Origin of the sequence: Synechococcus sp. CC9605, assembly GCF_000012625.1 — a bacterium.
Classification (GTDB): Bacteria; Cyanobacteriota; Cyanobacteriia; order PCC-6307; family Cyanobiaceae; genus Parasynechococcus.
On the sequence record NC_007516.1, the window covers coordinates 144,033 to 160,673 of the forward strand.

The window sequence follows — 16,641 nt, forward strand, 5'->3', positions numbered from 1 at the left end:
TATTATAGATCAAATGAGCGCCTCCATCAGAATATTAAATAGTTCATGTTTGACCTAGTTTAAAAAATACAATTGCGACTGATGAATGTTAAGATCTTTGTTAATGAATTTCTTCTGGAGGTTAGACTGTGTTTAATTTTTTGTAAAACTCAACGAGGTGAAATGGATTAGAATACTGTTTACAATAATCTAACTGTGCTTGATACAATTTTGATCTTAAAGACCTCGAGTAAAGAACTCGTGATATATTTTCCATCCATGATTCTTCTTTTATATTAGAATGAATAGGCGATAAACATGGAATGTCTTCATATGGACCAAACTTGGACGCGATTATTGGTATTTTTGCTTGTATATGCTCCAGAAGTTTGGTATTTGCTTTGCAGTAGTTGAAATTATTTTCGATTAATGGAGCTAAACCAACCCACCATCCACGCGATTTCAATACTGTCTTAAATTCTTGATAGTTTGATACTCTAGTAATAGCTGTACATCTATCTGGGAATTTTTTAACTAATGTTTTTGGTGGCTGTAAACCAAATGATTCGAATTTAAGATTTCTGTGGTTATTCATTAATTTTTCGATCTTGGGTACAATTATATCAAGGTCTTTGATATGAGATTTTGTACCCATATATCCAATTGTTGGATATGGACTCTTAATATAATCATTATCGTTTAATTGGGGAGCTTCAAAGACTTTGTAAAAAGGACACGTATAGATTGAAATATTGGGAAGTATCTTTTGAATTTCCGAGCATAATCTTGATGTTGACACAATCAGCCCTTTGACTGACTTTGTCACATCGTGGAGCGCTTTCATTCGATCTTTATTATGATAGTGCTCCCATTTGCCCTTACCAATAGACTTTGGCACATCATATAAATAATCATCAAGATGCAAAAATACATTTTTATTTAGTCGCTTAGCTTCGTCTAATATACCCTTAAATGAATTAAAATCATACCAGCGAGACAATATCAAGTAATTACAATTAAATATTTCAGCATAGGCCTCTATGCGACTTAACGTCTTCAGTTCTGACCATTGATGCAAAGAAAATTTAATTTGTTCAGATTCTTTAATTGAAGATTGGTCGAAAAGAAAAGATATGACTTGAGTAGCTTCAACTGTTTCGCATAAGATTGAAATATTCACTCTATCACCTCATATTTTTTTGTCGCATCTCTTGTATCAGGCGAAAATCTAATCAAATAGTCTAGAAATGATGTGTAGTCCTCAGCTATTTGATCGTTATCTCTCAGAATATATTTTAATTGTTGACTAAATTGTGATGGGGCGGTGTAAATTGGTGAATTTGAAAAAGCAATCATTTCCTCTGTGGATTGTGCGATTGGGAGAAATGATACTTGATTAATATCAATACTTTGACAAGGATCTTGCCATACTAATGCCGGTACATTGTTGCTTAACATATCGAACAATACTGAAGAAGGTGCTGAAATTCCATATGAATAATCTGACCATCTGATAGCATAAGAAGGTCTATTTTCCAGAATAACATTCTCCGGCAATTTTATTTTATTTTTTATGGTATATTGTCCTCCCGGGTGAGGCCTTAAGGCTACTTTCTTTCCTTTTGCTTTTAAATATTCTGCTAGCCCGAAAAATTGTTCCATGAATTGGTTTACATTGTGTTTTTTTCCGTATCTGATTGAATGAAGATTTTCACACACAATGCCAATAGGTTCGCTCATATTTTTAGTTATTTTAGGTTGAAGGTTGCGTTTATTTGTTTTTTTAATCCAAGCTGTTGGACCTAGGTTAATATACTTGCTTCTATGCAATGGACGCAGGTTGCGTTGGAGTCTTGCAGGAACCCATCCACACAAATATTCAGCAGCAAAGCCGACAGAATTTCCCCATTTTTGTTGGTGGTTCTTATTCATTAAGAAACCGACGCACTCAAAGCCATGCTGAAGAGTGACTGTAGATATTTTTGCTGGTGCCAACTTGAATATTTCGTGTGTCTCTTCATGAGCAGGTAAGTCACTTTCACTTGCAGATATTAAAAATCCACCCTCAAACTGATTTAGTAGTTTCCATGTTTCATATTGACTTTCAATGTTAAAAAGTATGCAATTAATTTCAGATTTCATTGAATGAAGTTCTTTCATCCATGCCGCCTGGCTGTCTCTTTTTGTAAATCCTTGCGTTATTAGAATTGTTGGCTTTAAATTTAGGTTATCCGCAGCTATATAAATTAGTGACCTAAGTATATTTACATCTTGTAATAGATTTACTATGTATCCTGCAAAATAAGATCCACTCATGGTCTACCCCCAGAGACTTGATACCTAGTCATTAAATCAGTCAAATACGTATATTTACAATTGAATGCCTCTTGAAGAAGAGAGCTTAAAGACTTGCTTATGAATAAGAAGAGAATCCTTTGCCTTATATGATTTCTAGGACTTACCAATCTTTCTTCCCTATATCTATATTTTAATATCCTATCAACATCTTTGGCGATATTAGGCGCTAAATTCTTTATTTTTTTGATATTCAATTGCAATACAGTGATATTGCTGAGATGTACTTTCTCTAAGTGCTCTTTCCATTTTGTTTGAATGTGTGCATGGCAATTATCGGTAAATTGAATGTAATATTCGTTGTTATATTGTTCAATTCCAAAGTTGCAAAATCCTGACCTTGAAAGCCTCATAGCATTAGCTATGGGAAATTGATCGACTGGAAAATCTGCCGACAACTTTTGTTTATCTAAATTAAAATGTATCGCTGTTATTTGTACTTGTTCAACAGTGTGCTTTACCGTTAATGTTTTTTTGAAGAATCTAACTGTGTTATCCGCTTGAGCTTCGGGGTTATAATTTGCATTACATTTGTCTATAAACCCTGGAAGTGAATCATTGTTAAGCTTTAAAGTATCGTGCTTGTAATGATGAATTAACTCACCTGTGGAGCGGTAGATCAGATCTGTAAAATCACTGTATAAGTTATAGCCATTAGACAACACTTGGCAGCCATAAGACAATGCCGTAATGCATCTATTAGATGACTTTGCAATTGAAAATTGTTGATGACTCACAGGTATTATTGTAACATGAGCTTCGCGCAATAATTTAGCTTCTAGCTGAGGTGACCATAATTCTACATTAGCTTCTATTGGCAGATTTGATATGAAGGATAAATTTTCTTGAGTGAGCGCACGTTCATTCGTTAAAATAGTAAACGTGATCGAACCAAAACTTTTTCTAAATTGGAATAATGAATTTGAGTAATTGGCCAAATTTTTTATTCCAACTTCGAAATATGGATTATCCCCAATACCGAACCAAAGAATATTTAAATGGCCGGATGCTTTCCACGAATTAACCTTTTGACTTATCAGCTCTTCTGTTTCTTCTGATAAAATATTAGATTCACAAGTATCTTTAACTAAATGGATGCTTTTTTTTGGTACGAACTTTGCAGCTATTTCTTTCATTTTTTCTGTCGAGCATATTACAAAGTCGCACATTATTGATGCGATTTTTATCCAATTATATTTATCATGAAGTAAATTTAATGTCTCATCGCTAAAGTAGTCGTCAAACAAATCAATGCCAACACCGATCCCACAAGATTTGCAAAAAGAGATTATACGGAGAGAATCTAAGCCATATACTTTTACTATTATAGCTATATTTACTTCTTTAAGTAATTTAACCGAGACTTTATTAATTGGCTTATAAACTAGCTCCACATTTTTAGCTTTTATAAATGGCTCTAGGCGTTTATATCTAATTCTTGCACCGCCCGAGTTCATCCATTCTTTGTTCGGATAGATAATTAAAGCTTTCATGGCGTAAGCTCTTTGATATTAGTTACCTGTTTTTCAATTCTTATGAAGTTACTTATAATATCCTCTGTTAAAGATCTATCTATTGTGATTGTTGAATTGATTGTAGGATAGTTAATGTATTGTACACTTAAACGAGTAGAGCATACATTATTTTTGCCAGCTAAAACTGCTTTACATGAAAGTTGAACCAAGAACTGATTTAGATCCGATACTACCTCGTTTCTTCTAATCTCTGCCAAAATTGTTTCGCTATTGTACAAGCAAAAATCATAGTGATTTGAAAGCACATTGATTTCAGATGAATACAGAAATGATGTAAGATTTTTGGCTACAAGTGCTAAGCGGCCTGATTGTGAAAAGCTATTAAATGTTGGATACATACCACAACTTATATTCTCATATAATTCACCTTTTTTCGAGCTACTCAGATAACTTAATATGCACCCACTCGAAAATGCATTATATTTATTAAGGTTACTTTGAAGTATTGAGATGACATTCGAATCTTGGAGTACAATATTCTCATTTATGAATAAAATATGCGACTTATTGTCTATGATCGAGGCAAGTTGCTTTACATCCGTAATAATATCAAAATCTATGATAATTTGCCATTCTTTTAATATTTTTACCATTCTTTTTCTCAGCTTATTTATGTTATTGCTGTTAGATTTGAAGACAATTTTTTTTGTTCGAACCTGGCTCTGATGATGTATAGAGAGAATCATTTCTTCTGTTATATTTTCTGGTTTATCTGTATTTACTAAAATGATTAATGCTTTATTTGCCGGATTTATGTCTTCTTCCTTCAAAATATCGTATGGCAGAACAGGGTGAGCACTATATGGTACTTTATTTTCACCTGGACAGATGCATATTGGCCCCTCTATGTCTTTGTACTGTGGATTTTCTGAAGCTTTTTTGCTTATTAAATATGGATATGAATCATTGGTTTCCTTCAGGCTCTCTGTTTGCCTCTTTGGGAATGAGGCTTGAAGTTTATAGAGAGGATTGCTATCGTATTCATTTGTAATAAGAATGTCAACTGAATCAACATCCATGTCGGAATCAATAACTTTAACAATACCGTTCACAATTGTTGATATCGTTGGATATGCTTTTTGTGGTATGGCTAGTGTTGTGCCCTGGCAGTTTGGGTCATATTCTTTTAGTATTTTTATTCCATGTACCTCCTTAATCCATTTGCGGAAATCCTCGTTTGCATAGCCTATTCCTATGTCTTGATGCCCAGTTTTCATAAGCAAATAATCTATTTTGCATTTGTTGGGTGTATCCCTTAATTTGTTTGTATACTTATTTAGCGACTCTATTATGCCAAATTCGTTATATGCGTCGACCAATTCAGAATAATGGTACCCTCCTGGAATCAACGAAGGAAAATAAATTATCTCTAAATCATTAATCTCATTGTGATCTGAATTTGCATCAATAATAAATATTGGCATAAATTCATTGTCCAAGGAAACTACTACTGTTTCAAGTCCCTGAAATTCTCCTTCGGATTGGCTCTTCAATTGCTTTAGCTTCAAATCAGGTGTTAGCAATGCTTGGTAAAAATAATATCCACTTGTTTTAAGCGATTTTCCTGCAGGTTCAAGTTTTACCTTTAGGTTTTTGTTTTTTGTAATTGATGTGCTGATTAGAGTGTTTCTTGTTATTAACTTCTCTATTTGCTTTTTATTTTCTTTTCCGTCCTTTTCATCTGCAAACCCAGGGCAGCATTTTTTCAAAATTTCCAGGTTTTCATTGCTTAGGCTGTCTAATATTGTTTTAATTTCAAAATTCTGATTTTCTCTTTGAATTAATTTTGCTAGGTAATAATCCCTTCTTTTTCTTATGTGCAGCGAGTTGGTTGGGCTTATGTTGTTTTTTTCTTCTTTTAATATTTTTTCCGCTAAGCTGCAATATTCTTTGTATCTTTTATCTCTTTCCAGCTCATGAAGTTCTTTTAGAAATTGCATTTCATTGATTGAAGAGTTTCGTTATATCTAAAAATTATTGCAATCATTCTTCTTTGTCATTTCGGTATTCAAAATTGCCTTCCTTAGGGTTAGGCAGTTGATTTGTATTGCTGAATTAGCGCCTTTGCGGTTGTGTGCTTCTGTGGTGAGTGTTCAAGCATGACTTTAACCCAATTTTGAGATGATTAGCTTCGCACTAGTTGCATGCCGAAGTTAGCCATTCAATGCCAGATTATTTGGCATTGAATATACTATTCCACTATATCAAATTTTGTTGTTTAGGCTTTAGTCATTTTGCTTCTCTCCCCTAACGGTGCTGTTCTGATAGCCAATCTAAGGTTGACTCTATGGTCCTCCTGCAGACTTTACTGCACCATTTCTGGTGTGGGTTCGTCGCCGACGTCCAGTCACGGTGATCGCCAAAGGTGCCGGCGTGATTTGCAGGGGGTCTTGCATTCATACACCGGACAAGGTTGTGAGTTGTTGAAACTGCATGGCTTACTTACAGGCTGGTGCGCAGAGCTGTGTGATCCCTCACTTTCTCCTCGAGCATTTGGAGTAGATATCAGCCGTAGTCACTCTTCTTTAACGCTCGCGCCATTTGGTCGAGTTGTTCGTCGATGATCCAGTTGTGACGCTAGATCACATCATCTGGCCAGTCCACTTTCAGGCTCTGGCGGTGTCTAGAGTGCGGATGTAGGGCCTGTATTGTTGAGGGTGTCGCAGGTGCCGGTGTCAAGCCAGGCCCTACCACGGCCCATCAGTTCCACCTGCAGTAACCCTTCAATGAGTTACTTCTTATTGAGATCGCTGATCTCTATTTCCTCATGAGCAGAGGCTCGACCTGTCGAGGCCGCCCCACAACGTTCTTGTTGCAGAAGTACAAGTCGGTGACGACGTAGCGGCTACTTGTCTGTTGTGGTTTTCACCAGTTTCAGCACGCGGCCATTGGCATCGAACTCGGCCACGCGATAGCGCTTGTGGCTACTGAAGGGTTAGTAATGATCGTCTCGCCTTAGGCGGCTGCTGGCCTTGGTGGTGATGCTCCTGGGTTTGGCATCACTGCCATCCCCACTGGAATCCCGACCGTGTCGGGGGTGCGCCATCACCAGCAGCGGCCGTCTGAGCTGGTCTGCAGCAGCTGGGGGCGCCAGGGTCATCGCAGGGATTCCCTTCACTGCGATTTCTGCGGCGCGTCGCTGCCTTCCAGGGCCTGAAGGGCGGCTGTTGCCGCGTTCTGCTCGGCCTCCTTGCGGGATCTGCCTTTGGCTTCCGCCAGATTCCTGCCTTGGATGCTCACCTGGCAGCGGAAGCGTTCGGGGTCGCCGTGCTGGCGGCTGCATTCCTCGGTGGCGTAGCGGGGCAGGCCGAGGCCCTGGCCCTGGCTCCACTCCTGCAGTGTTGTTTTACCGCCGAACTGATGGGGAGTCGCCAGCACCGCTTGGGTGGTGGCAGACCAGTGGGGGGTCAGCCAGCGGTGAATCGCCTTGAGGTTGCCTAGGGCGGTGTACAACGCACCGATCAGAGCTTCGGTGGCATCGGCCCGCAGCCTGGATCGTGCGGAACGATCCCCCTGGGCGTGCCGCCCCAGCAGCAGGTGCTCCTCGATGCCAAGAGCTTCACCCACGTCAGCCAGCCAGCGGTCGCTTACCAGCTGGGCTCTAAGGTTGGAGCAGGCACCCACCGTGAGATCGGCGTGGTGGCGATCAATGAATTCGGTGGCGGCAAGCCGCAGCACCGCATCACCAAGGAACTCGAGCCGTTCCAGGTTCCGGTCTCGGCCGCTCGAGACGTGGGTCATTGCCTGATCCACCAGAATCAGGAGCTCCGGTTCGATCGGGATCTCAGCATCGAGGCGCTGGATCAGGTCGGTGAGTTCTGCGGCGCGGGATGGATCCACAGGGAGTCCTTGGCAACGCGGAAAGGTTGGTGAAAGCAGGACATAAGCCGGGTTCTGTTCACGCCTCACAGAGTTTGGTCTGCAGAGGGTGGGTGGTTATCTATCTGGGACCGCCGTTACCGACGGCCTCAAGCGGCGCGTTCAAGCGGAACGGGGCCAATGGCCAGCCGTCGTTCCTTGGCCTTGCTCCCAGCCGGGGTTTACCGAGCCAGCACCTCTCGATGCTGCTGGTGCGCTCTTACCGCACCTTTGCACCCTTGCCTGTGCCGGCGAACCGGCCATCGGCGGTGTGTTTCTGTGGCACTCTCCTCACGGTCACCCGCACTGGGCGTTACCCAGCAAGCCTGGCCATCAGGGAGCCCGGACTTTCCTCAGCCGACACTCAAAGAGATCGGCCGCAACCACCTCGCCTGCTTTCAGATCTCATCATGCCTCGTGGGCATAATTCAGAGGTCTGGGGCTGTAGCTCAGCTGGATAGAGCGACGGTTTCCTAAACCGTAGGTCGTGGGTTCGAGTCCCGCCAGCCCCGTGAGAATTACTGAAGAAGTAGTGAGCGCTACATCTGGTGGGGTGGGCAGATCGTTTACCACCGCTAGGGTTGTTGCAACCGGGTGTGGGTGCCATGACCCAGCTTCACGATCTCCGTCTGCGGCTGTTGGTGCAGCAGGAAAGTGAGCGGATTGCGGAATCTCAGCCCACCGACATAGACCTGTCGGTGGTTCAGGCCCGCTGTCTGTGTTGGCTTGCTCTCCTGGCGGAAGCCCATGAGGACCAAGCCAGTGACGCCGAACGCCGCGGCGACACCGAACAAGCTATGGGTTGGTTTGCCGACTCGATGCGTCTGCGGGATGTGATTGGTGTGGTGACGTCCATTGAGATCCCCCTGCCCGACACGGCTGCTGAGGGTGGATCTCAGCCCGAGGAGGATCGCGGGCCTCAGGCTGCTTGATCAGTGGCATAGTGGGGGATGACCGCGAGGGACTGCATTGCCGGAAGAGCCCTGCCAGTGCCCGGATTGCCAACGGTTTTACCGGGAGCATGACCGGTTGATCCGTGAATCTCCAACACTTCGTCAGCAACAGGAGCTCAACTGGGCAGCACTCCAATCGTTCCGCACTCTTTCCGGTCGCGTTCTGGAAGATCTGCAGAAGCAACATGGGTCCCGCCAGATCCCTGATGCTGCCGCTGCGAAGCCTGCAGCAGGTGCGCCCGTCCCGGAGGAATCCGGAGATGCCCTCCAGCAGGCCATTGCTGACCTGGAGAACATCAATGCTCATCTGTTCTCAATTGAGGCCTTGATGGAGCGCGTGTTTGATGTGCGCGTGCCTGAGGAGATCGAGCAAAAGTTCCGCGAACTGGCCGGCGAGCTGGCACCCGATCCGTTGAATGTGGATCGTCTGCGGCTGAATCGATTGCTTCACCAGACGCCGGACCTACCCGATCGCAGCTGAAGGCTTAGGCCCCTGCATCAGAGCCCTGGACTAAGAATCCAGGGCTTTTTTGTACTTGGTTTCAGCGCACGTCGCAGGTGATCTCCACGTTGAGTGGATCCACGGCCCAGATGTTGTTGCAGTACTCGCTAATCGAACGGTCTGAGGAGAAGAACCCGGTACGGGCCGTGTTCAGCAGCGACATTCGATTCCAGTGCATCCGATCGCTCCAGGCATGGCTCACGGCCTCCTGAGCCCGCAGGTAGTCGGCGTAATCGGCCATCACATAGAAGGGGTCGTTCCCAGTGAGGTTGTCGAGCAGAGGGCGGAACAGTTCACCGTCGCCGTTGCTGAAGTGGCCCATCTCGATCAACCGCAGGGCTTCCTGCAGTTCAGGCAGCGCAGCGACTACTTCACTCGGGCGATAGCCGCTTTGTTTCAGGGTCGTAATCTCTTCCACGGTTTTGCCGAACAGGAAGAAGTTCTGGGCACCGACAAGCTCCCGAATCTCCACATTGGCCCCGTCAAGGGTGCCGATGGTGAGGGCACCATTCATAGCGAACTTCATGTTGCCGGTGCCGGAGGCTTCCTTGCCGGCGGTGGAGATCTGTTCGGACAAATCCGAAGCGGGGTAGACCTGCTCGCCCAGCTTCACGTTGTAATCCGGCAGGAACACCACCCGCAGCAGGCCATCCATATCGGGATCGGCATTGATGGTGTCGGCAATGCCGTTGATGAAGCGGATGATCAACTTCGCCATGTAGTAGCCCGGAGCGGCCTTGCCGCCGAAGATCACGGTGCGGGGCGCCATGCCATCGGTCTGGCCGTTCTTGATCCGCAGGTATTGGGTGATCACCTGCAGGGCGTTGAGGTGTTGGCGCTTGTATTCGTGGATGCGCTTCACCTGCACGTCGAACAAGCTGGAGGGGTCCACCAGCACGCCGGTGTTGCGGTGGATGTAGGCGGCCAGCTTGCGCTTCACCGACAGTTTTGTGTTGCCCCAGAGCTCCAGGAAGCCCTGATCGTTTTGCCGCTCTTCCAGCTTGCGCAGGCTCTCCATGTTGGAGATCCAGTCGGGCCCCACGTGCTCATCGAGTAAGGCGGACATCTCGGGGTTGGCCAGAGCAACCCAGCGCCGTGGGGTGACGCCATTGGTGACATTGGTGAATTTCTCCGGCCAGAGCGCTGCGAACTCCGGCAGCAGGTCTGTTTTCACCAGATCGGAGTGAAGTGCCGCCACACCGTTCACATGGTGGGCGCCGATGGTGGCCAGGTGGGCCATGCGCACGGCTTTGCTGCCCTCTTCATCGATGATCGAGAGCTTGCGCTGAATGGCATCGTTGCCGGGATAACGCAGCCGCACCTGCTGCAGGAAACGCCGGTTGATCTCGTAAATCAGCTCTAGATGGCGGGGAAGCAGGCTTCCGAACAGGTCGAGGTCCCACTTCTCCAGCGCCTCGGGCAGGAGGGTGTGGTTGGTGTAGGCCACGGAGCGAGAGGTGATGTCCCATGCCCGATCCCACTCCAGATGCCGATCGTCAATCAGGAGACGCATCAACTCAGCAACGGCGATGGCTGGGTGGGTGTCGTTGAGCTGAACGGTCCAGTAGTTGGGGAAATCCTCAACTGCCAGCCCCCGGTTGTCGAGGCTGCGGAGCATGTCCTGAAGCGAGCAGCTGACGAAGAAGTGCTGTTGCTTCAGTCGCAGGCGCCGGCCTTCGTCGGTGCCGTCGTTGGGATAAAGCACCTTAGAGAGGGTTTCGCTGCCCACCTTTTCTTCAACGGCGCCGTAGTAGTCGCCAATGTTGAAGGCATAGAAGTCGAAGCTTTCGGTGGCATCGGCACGCCACAGCCGCAGCCGGTCGCAGATGTTGACCCGATAGCCCAGCACGGGCACGTCATGGGGGATGCCGATGGCGTGTTCCGCTGGGATCCAGCGGGAGCGGTAGTTGCCCTTGTCGTCGATGTAGCTCTCGGTGCGGCCACCGAAGCCCACGAAGCAGGCCTCGTCGGGCTGGGGCAGCTCCCAGGGCCAGCCGCCCTTCAGCCACTTGTCGGTGATCTCCACCTGCCAGCCATCGCGGATCAGCTGGTCGAAGATGCCGAACTCGTAACGGATGCCGTAGCCGGTGGCTGGAATTTTCAGACTCGCCAGCGACTCCATGTAGCAAGCCGCCAGACGACCGAGACCGCCGTTGCCCAGCCCTGGTTCCTCCTCCACATCCAGGATCTGCTGCAGCGAATCAATGCCGAAATTCTTCAGTGCCTCTTCGGCCTCTTTCTGGATCCCTAGGTTCAGCAGATTGCTGTTGAGTTGCGGACCGATCAGGAATTCCGCTGAGAGGTAAGCCACCGATTTCTGCGGGTGGGCCCGCATCGCTTCGGTGGTGGCCAGGTACCGCATCATCAGGCGATCACGCACCGCATAGCTCAGGGCCATGTAGAGGTCGTGGCGACTGGCGGTTGGTGCCAGCTTCCCGAGCGTGAAGAACAGGTGCTCGGTCATGCCGTCGAACACGCTCTTGGCATCGAGGCCGGCGCGCTCAGGGTCGTTGTAACAACCGGGCGTCGGCAGACGCAGATCGAAGGGTTGGGAGGTGGTCATGGGGGTTCAGCGAGCCATGGAGCGTGGAATCACCGTCAGGCCAAGGGTGCTCGGAGCCCAACTCAATGAATTATCTGGACCGTAGCCATCACAACTGGGGCTGCCCGCAAAAAATCGAGCTTCTACAGCATCTCCAGTTAATTCGGCTCATCCAGCGAACAGTTCACCGGCGGAATGACCATTAAGGTTCGGCGTGAAACGAGCCCGGCTTGATGCTGCTGCCCACCCTGCTGAGCGAAATCAGCAGCCATGACTTCGAGGTTGCCGAAACGTTGATCGGTGTTCTCAGGTTCGTGCTGATCTTCATCGCAGCCCGGACCCTGGCTGAAATCCTTGTTCGGTTCGAACTGCCGACAATTCTTGGTGAGCTGCTAGCCGGCGTCATCATTGGCGCTTCCGGGTTGCATCTGCTGGTGCCACCGGAAACCCAGGTGCAACTGAGTGGTGCCTTCTCCAACGTCCTGGGAGGGCTGGCTCATGTTCCCCCGGAGGAAATTGGGCTGATTTACAACGAAAGCTTCGGTTCGCTTCGATCTGTTTCCAACCTCGGCCTCTATTCCCTGCTCTTCCTTACCGGTCTGGAGAGCGAGCTCGATGAGTTGATGGCTGTCGGCGCCCAGGCCTTCTCGGTTGCTGTGGTGGGGGTTGTACTTCCGTTCGCCCTCGGAACCTTCGGCCTGATGGCTCTGTTCCATGTGGATCCAATTCAGGCCATCTTTGCTGGCGCTTCGATGACGGCCACCAGCATCGGTATTACCGCCAGCGTGTTTGGTGAGCTGGGTTATCTGCGCACCCGTGAGGGCCAGATCGTGATCGGCGCCGCTGTCCTCGACGACATCCTTGGCATCGTGATCCTGGCGGTGGTCGTCTCCCTAGCGGCAGGTGGCAGCCTTGAAATCGCTCCAATTGTTCAGCTCGTGGTGGCTGCCGTGCTGTTTGTGGTGGTTGCTCTTGTGCTGAGCCGCAAAGCAGCTCCAGCCTTCGACTGGATGATCGACCAGCTCAAAGCGCCGGGCGCAAAGCTTGTCGGCTCCTACCTGTTACTGGGAGCCAGCTGCTTCATCGCCACGGCGATCGGTCTTGAGGCTGCCTTGGGTGCCTTCGCAGCTGGTCTGATCGCCAGCACTTCAAGGCATCGCCATGAAATTCAGGCAGCTGTCATGCCGATCGTCGGCTTGTTCGCAACGGTGTTCTTCGTGCTTGTGGGCGCCGGCATGGATCTTTCGGTGATCAACCCGTCCGATCCTGAAGCTCGTTCAGCGCTGGTGATCGCTGGCTTCATGTTCATTGTGGCCATCATCGGCAAAGTGGTCGCTGGCTGGGCCGTGTTCGGCAAGCAGAAAACCAACCACCTGGTGGTGGGGCTTGGCATGCTGCCCCGTGGAGAGGTGGGCCTGATCTTTTTGGGCCTTGGGACTGCTGCCAAGTTGCTCAGCCCAGGCCTGGAAGCGGCGATTCTGCTGATGGTGATCGGCACCACGTTCCTGGCACCGGTTTTGCTGCGCTTGGTGTTGAAGGGCAAGCCGCCTGAGGATGGCGATCAAGTGCCTGAGGAATTGGCAGCCGATCCTCTGGCGGGTGCCTCCTGAAATCAATCGGTTTTGCCTGCATTGGCAAGGATGAGCAGCACACTCCAGCCCACGGCCACAACGCCAAGGCTGGAGGCCCAGCCTGGTCCCAAGGCCCAGCTGAATCCAAGCTGGGTCACCACGCCGGTGGCCAAGGCGAGCAGCAAGCTGCTAATCACCAGGGCCGGTTGACGCACCGATTCCGGTAGCCCACTCTCCTCAAGGCTGGATTCCAACGTGCTGAGCGGTGCGCTAAGCGGCACGTAAAGAGCGATGGCCCAGAGCAAAGCTCCGCGCCAGACGGAGGGGTCCGCCAGCGGTCCGCCCATCACCTCGTAGTTCAGCATCCAGGCCGCTTCAGTGCTGCTTAGCATCGCGTCCCTCGCAGCCGGCTGTGGATCGCGTCACCTGGAGCTATCTCGGCCACGCCGTGTACACGGTGCAGCAGCATCCTGAGCACGAAAGTGCTGATCGCCCTGCCCTTCTGTTGGTCCACGGTTTTGGGGCATCCACCGATCATTGGCGCCACAACATTCCCGTGTTGGCCGAGACCCATGCCGTGCATGCGATCGATCTGCTCGGCTTCGGCAGGAGTGCCAAGCCGGCGGGGCTGAATTACGGCGGTGCTTTGTGGCGTGATCAGCTGGTGGCCTACGTGCGCGAGCGGATCGGGCGTCCGACGGTGATCGCAGGCAATTCCCTGGGAGGGTTTGCGGCCCTTGCAGCTGGAGCTGCCTTGGGATCGGACTGTGCGGGGGTTGTGCTGCTCAATGCCGCCGGTCCCTTCAGTGATGAGCAGAAACCGCCGCAAGGCTGGGGCGCCATCGCCCGCCAGAGCATTGGCACGGCCTTGCTGAAAAGTCCGGTGCTGCAGCGTCTGTTGTTTGAGAACCTGCGCCGGCCCGCCACGATTCGCCGCACCCTGAACCAGGTGTATGTGGATAAAACCAATGTCGACGACTGGCTGGTGGAGTCGATCCGGCGCCCCTCCCTTGACCCTGGTGCCTTTGGGGTGTTTCGCACCGTCTTCGATATTCCCCGCGGTCAGCCCCTCGACGAGCTCTTCGCGGAACTGACGGCGCCGCTGTTATTGCTCTGGGGCATTCGTGATCCCTGGATCAATGCCCCCGGTCGCCGCTCCACCTTCCAGCGCCATGCTCCAGAGGCCACCACTGAGGTGGTGCTTGAGGCAGGGCACTGCCCCCACGATGAAGTGCCGGATCAGGTGAATGCGGCGTTGCTGCAATGGCTGGAGGGCCTCAAGTCGGCTGCGGCACCGACAAATCCTGATCTGCTGGCTAAGGGAGTGAATTAGACACCCCGCATCGGCGGATGCCCATGACCCTCACCCAGCAGTCGGCCCCCTACGCCCACTGGGACTTCCTGCATCCCAGCAGTGGTGATCGGTTGCGGATCATCCCTGAGCGGGGTGGTTTGGTGAGCGGCTGGGTTTGCGGAGGACGGGAGATCCTGTATTTCGATAAGGACCGCTACGCCGATCCCAGCAAAAGCATTCGCGGCGGGATCCCGGTGTTGTTTCCGATCTGCGGCAATCTCCCCGGCGACGTGCTCTCCGTGGATGGGGTTGATTACCCCCTCAAGCAGCACGGCTTCGCGCGGGATTTGCCCTGGCAGCTTCAGTTGCTTGACGATCAGAGCGGCGTGCGCCTCAGCCTCTCCAGCACTGACGCAACGCTGAAGGCCTATCCCTTCCCGTTCCGTTTGGAGATGGAGCTGCGCCCGGTTGCTTCTGCGTTGGAGATCTCCACCACGGTGCACAACTGTGGTGCTGCTGCCATGCCCTTTAGTTTTGGTTTGCACCCCTACTTCAACGTGAGCGATCTGGCCCAGACCAGGCTCATGGGGCTGGCGGAGCGCTGCCTCAACCATCTGGAGATGGCGGAGGCCGCCACCGCCGATCAGCTCAGGCGGTTGCCCGAGGGGGTGGATTTCCTCTGCCGGCCTGCGGGACCGGTCACGCTGATCGACGACGCCACTGGGGTGAAGCTCGAGCTGCAGCATCAGTCGCCGCTGGATCTCAGCGTGGTCTGGACCGAGCCCCCGCGGCCGATGGTTTGTCTGGAGCCCTGGACAGGGCCCCGGCAGGCGCTGGTTAGCGGTGATCGCAAGCTGGTGCTCGAGCCCGGCGCGAAGCAGACCCTTGCCTGTCGCTACAGCGTCTCTTGATTCACCCCCGGCAGCCGGCCGCGGCTGAGCTGCAGTTTGGGGTCGAACTGGCGTTTCACCGCTTCGATTAGCGGACGGGAGGGACGGTCAAGCCAGGCCGGCACAGTTGATCCGGCTGCTCGTTTCAACAGCGTCATTTCGCCGCCAAGGCGGATCACGCTGCGGCGCAACGCTTCCAGTTGGTGATCTGCCGTTGCGACAGCGCACCAGCCATCGCCACAGCCGGCTCCGGCGGCCAGCTCCCAGTACCACGTCTTCAGAGCCTTCATGGCTTCATCCCGCAGCAACCGTTGCATCTGGGCTGGCGGCAGCACCAGCCGCACCAGTTGCGCGGAGGGGCTGGCATCGAGGGGCGTGGTCAGGGCATCGGCGCAGGGCTGGCGTTCGGCGTTGAGTTGCTGGTTCCGCGCCAACGTCTCGAGGCTGTTGAACTGCTCCTCCACCGCCTGCTCCGAGACGCTGCTCACCACCAGTCGCAGCCGCCAGGCGCCGTCGCCGTTGTTGATCCAGTCACAGCGTTCCGGTGTGAGGCTGGAGCGCAGCAGTTCGCTGCGGAAGGCTTCCTGAGCCGCCAGCTCGCCGTTCACGATCAGGCTGCTCCGGGCGGGGCGCAGCGGTTGCAGCCGCAGGGTGAGTTCGGTGATCAGCGCCAGGCTGCCCCAACTGCCGCAGAGCAGCCGCATCAGGTCGTAGCCCGCCACGTTCTTCACCACCCGTCCACCGGCGTGGGCTTCGGTGCCATCCGCCCGCAAAAGGCCGATGCCGATGATCTGATCCCGCACCCCCAGATGGCGGTGACGCAGCCCGCCGGCCAGACCCCGGGCCACCAGGCCGCCGATGCTGCCGGGAGCGCCGGCTCGGGGCCAGTCAATCGGCAGCCATTGGCCCTGTTGCGCCAGCAGATCCTGCAAGTCCTGAAGCGGCAGACCGGCTTCCACGGTGATCGTCAGATCGTCCACGGCATGGTCGATCACCCGGTTGAGCTGACGGCAGGAGAGCACCTCATGGCATGGACCCAGCGTTGGGCCCCAGTCCAGGCGTGTTCCCAGGCCACTGGGACTCCAGGGGGTGCCGCTCTGATGCCACTGGTGCACCAGGTCGATCAGAGCGCTGCGGCTGGCGGGGGAATGGCTCACGGCAC

The 16,641-nt window shown here is 51.3% G+C and carries 14 protein-coding genes, 1 tRNA gene and 1 other RNA gene; 6 read left to right on the forward strand and 10 right to left on the reverse strand.

From position 1 onward, the window contains the following. Positions 1-121: 121 nt before the first annotated feature. The 7 genes from SYNCC9605_RS14390 to rnpB form a co-directional block, all read right to left on the reverse strand. Positions 122-1,159, reverse strand: coding sequence for a hypothetical protein (locus SYNCC9605_RS14390; RefSeq protein WP_011363180.1), 1,038 nt, complete (start codon positions 1,157-1,159; stop codon positions 122-124). Further along, positions 1,156-2,295 carry a hypothetical protein gene (locus SYNCC9605_RS14395; protein WP_011363181.1) on the reverse strand — a complete coding sequence of 380 codons (1,140 nt, stop codon included), beginning with the start codon at positions 2,293-2,295 and terminating at the stop codon, positions 1,156-1,158. Before SYNCC9605_RS14395 ends, SYNCC9605_RS14390 begins: the two co-directional genes overlap by 4 nt. Continuing rightward, entirely contained in the window at positions 2,292-3,827 is a 1,536-nt protein-coding gene (locus tag SYNCC9605_RS14400) for a hypothetical protein (protein WP_011363182.1), read from the reverse strand. Before SYNCC9605_RS14400 ends, SYNCC9605_RS14395 begins: the two co-directional genes overlap by 4 nt. Then, entirely contained in the window at positions 3,824-5,809 is a 1,986-nt protein-coding gene (locus SYNCC9605_RS00730) for a hypothetical protein (RefSeq protein ID WP_011363183.1), read from the reverse strand. Before SYNCC9605_RS00730 ends, SYNCC9605_RS14400 begins: the two co-directional genes overlap by 4 nt. Positions 5,810-6,804: 995 nt before the next feature. Further along, the gene (locus SYNCC9605_RS00735; protein ID WP_041434326.1) at positions 6,805-6,987 is read right to left on the reverse strand and encodes a hypothetical protein; all 183 of its coding nucleotides are present in this window, start codon (positions 6,985-6,987) and stop codon (positions 6,805-6,807) included. Continuing rightward, entirely contained in the window at positions 6,984-7,709 is a 726-nt protein-coding gene (gene rnc, locus SYNCC9605_RS00740) for a ribonuclease III (protein ID WP_011363184.1), read from the reverse strand. The genes SYNCC9605_RS00735 and rnc overlap by 4 nt, the downstream gene beginning before the upstream one ends. A gap of 27 nt (positions 7,710-7,736) precedes the next feature. Then, an RNA gene (rnpB, locus tag SYNCC9605_RS13510) (RNase P RNA component class A) lies at positions 7,737-8,127 on the reverse strand. Positions 8,128-8,165: 38 nt separating this feature from the next. Here rnpB and SYNCC9605_RS00745 point away from each other — a divergent pair. From SYNCC9605_RS00745 to SYNCC9605_RS00755, 3 genes are all read left to right on the forward strand, one after another. Then, a tRNA-Arg gene (locus SYNCC9605_RS00745) sits at positions 8,166-8,239 on the forward strand. A gap of 93 nt (positions 8,240-8,332) precedes the next feature. Beyond that, positions 8,333-8,659, forward strand: a complete 327-nt coding sequence (locus SYNCC9605_RS00750) for a hypothetical protein (protein ID WP_041434327.1) — start codon at positions 8,333-8,335, stop codon at positions 8,657-8,659. A 37-nt stretch (positions 8,660-8,696) separates the two neighbouring features. Continuing rightward, entirely contained in the window at positions 8,697-9,161 is a 465-nt protein-coding gene (locus SYNCC9605_RS00755; protein ID WP_011363186.1) for a hypothetical protein, read from the forward strand. 61 nt (positions 9,162-9,222) lie between these two features. Here the strand turns inward: SYNCC9605_RS00755 and SYNCC9605_RS00760 are convergent, their stop codons facing one another. Beyond that, entirely contained in the window at positions 9,223-11,745 is a 2,523-nt protein-coding gene (locus SYNCC9605_RS00760; RefSeq protein WP_011363187.1) for a glycogen/starch/alpha-glucan phosphorylase, read from the reverse strand. Positions 11,746-11,957: 212 nt separating this feature from the next. On the opposite strand from SYNCC9605_RS00760, the gene SYNCC9605_RS00765 reads away from it, so the two are divergent. Further along, positions 11,958-13,334 (forward strand): cation:proton antiporter, encoded by a 1,377-nt coding sequence (locus SYNCC9605_RS00765; RefSeq protein WP_011363188.1) that lies wholly within the window; start codon positions 11,958-11,960, stop codon positions 13,332-13,334. A gap of 2 nt (positions 13,335-13,336) precedes the next feature. On the opposite strand, the gene SYNCC9605_RS00770 is transcribed toward SYNCC9605_RS00765, so the two are convergent. After that, complete coding sequence (locus SYNCC9605_RS00770; protein ID WP_011363189.1) at positions 13,337-13,687, reverse strand: hypothetical protein; 351 nt, start codon at positions 13,685-13,687, stop codon at positions 13,337-13,339. Between the two features lie 20 nt (positions 13,688-13,707). Here SYNCC9605_RS00770 and SYNCC9605_RS00775 point away from each other — a divergent pair, with 20 nt between their 5' ends. Together SYNCC9605_RS00775 and SYNCC9605_RS00780 are read left to right on the forward strand one after the other, a co-directional pair. Continuing rightward, positions 13,708-14,628: an alpha/beta fold hydrolase gene (locus SYNCC9605_RS00775; RefSeq protein ID WP_011363190.1), complete on the forward strand. Its 921-nt coding sequence runs from the start codon at positions 13,708-13,710 to the stop codon at positions 14,626-14,628. Positions 14,629-14,645: 17 nt separating this feature from the next. After that, positions 14,646-15,500, forward strand: coding sequence for a galactose mutarotase (locus tag SYNCC9605_RS00780; RefSeq protein ID WP_011363191.1), 855 nt, complete (start codon positions 14,646-14,648; stop codon positions 15,498-15,500). Here the strand turns inward: SYNCC9605_RS00780 and SYNCC9605_RS00785 are convergent. Then, on the reverse strand, positions 15,485-16,636 hold the full coding sequence (locus tag SYNCC9605_RS00785; RefSeq protein ID WP_011363192.1) for an FAD-binding oxidoreductase: 1,152 nt from the start codon (positions 16,634-16,636) through the stop codon (positions 15,485-15,487). The two genes, SYNCC9605_RS00780 and SYNCC9605_RS00785, sit on opposite strands and share 16 nt — an antisense overlap. Positions 16,637-16,641: the final 5 nt, after the last annotated feature.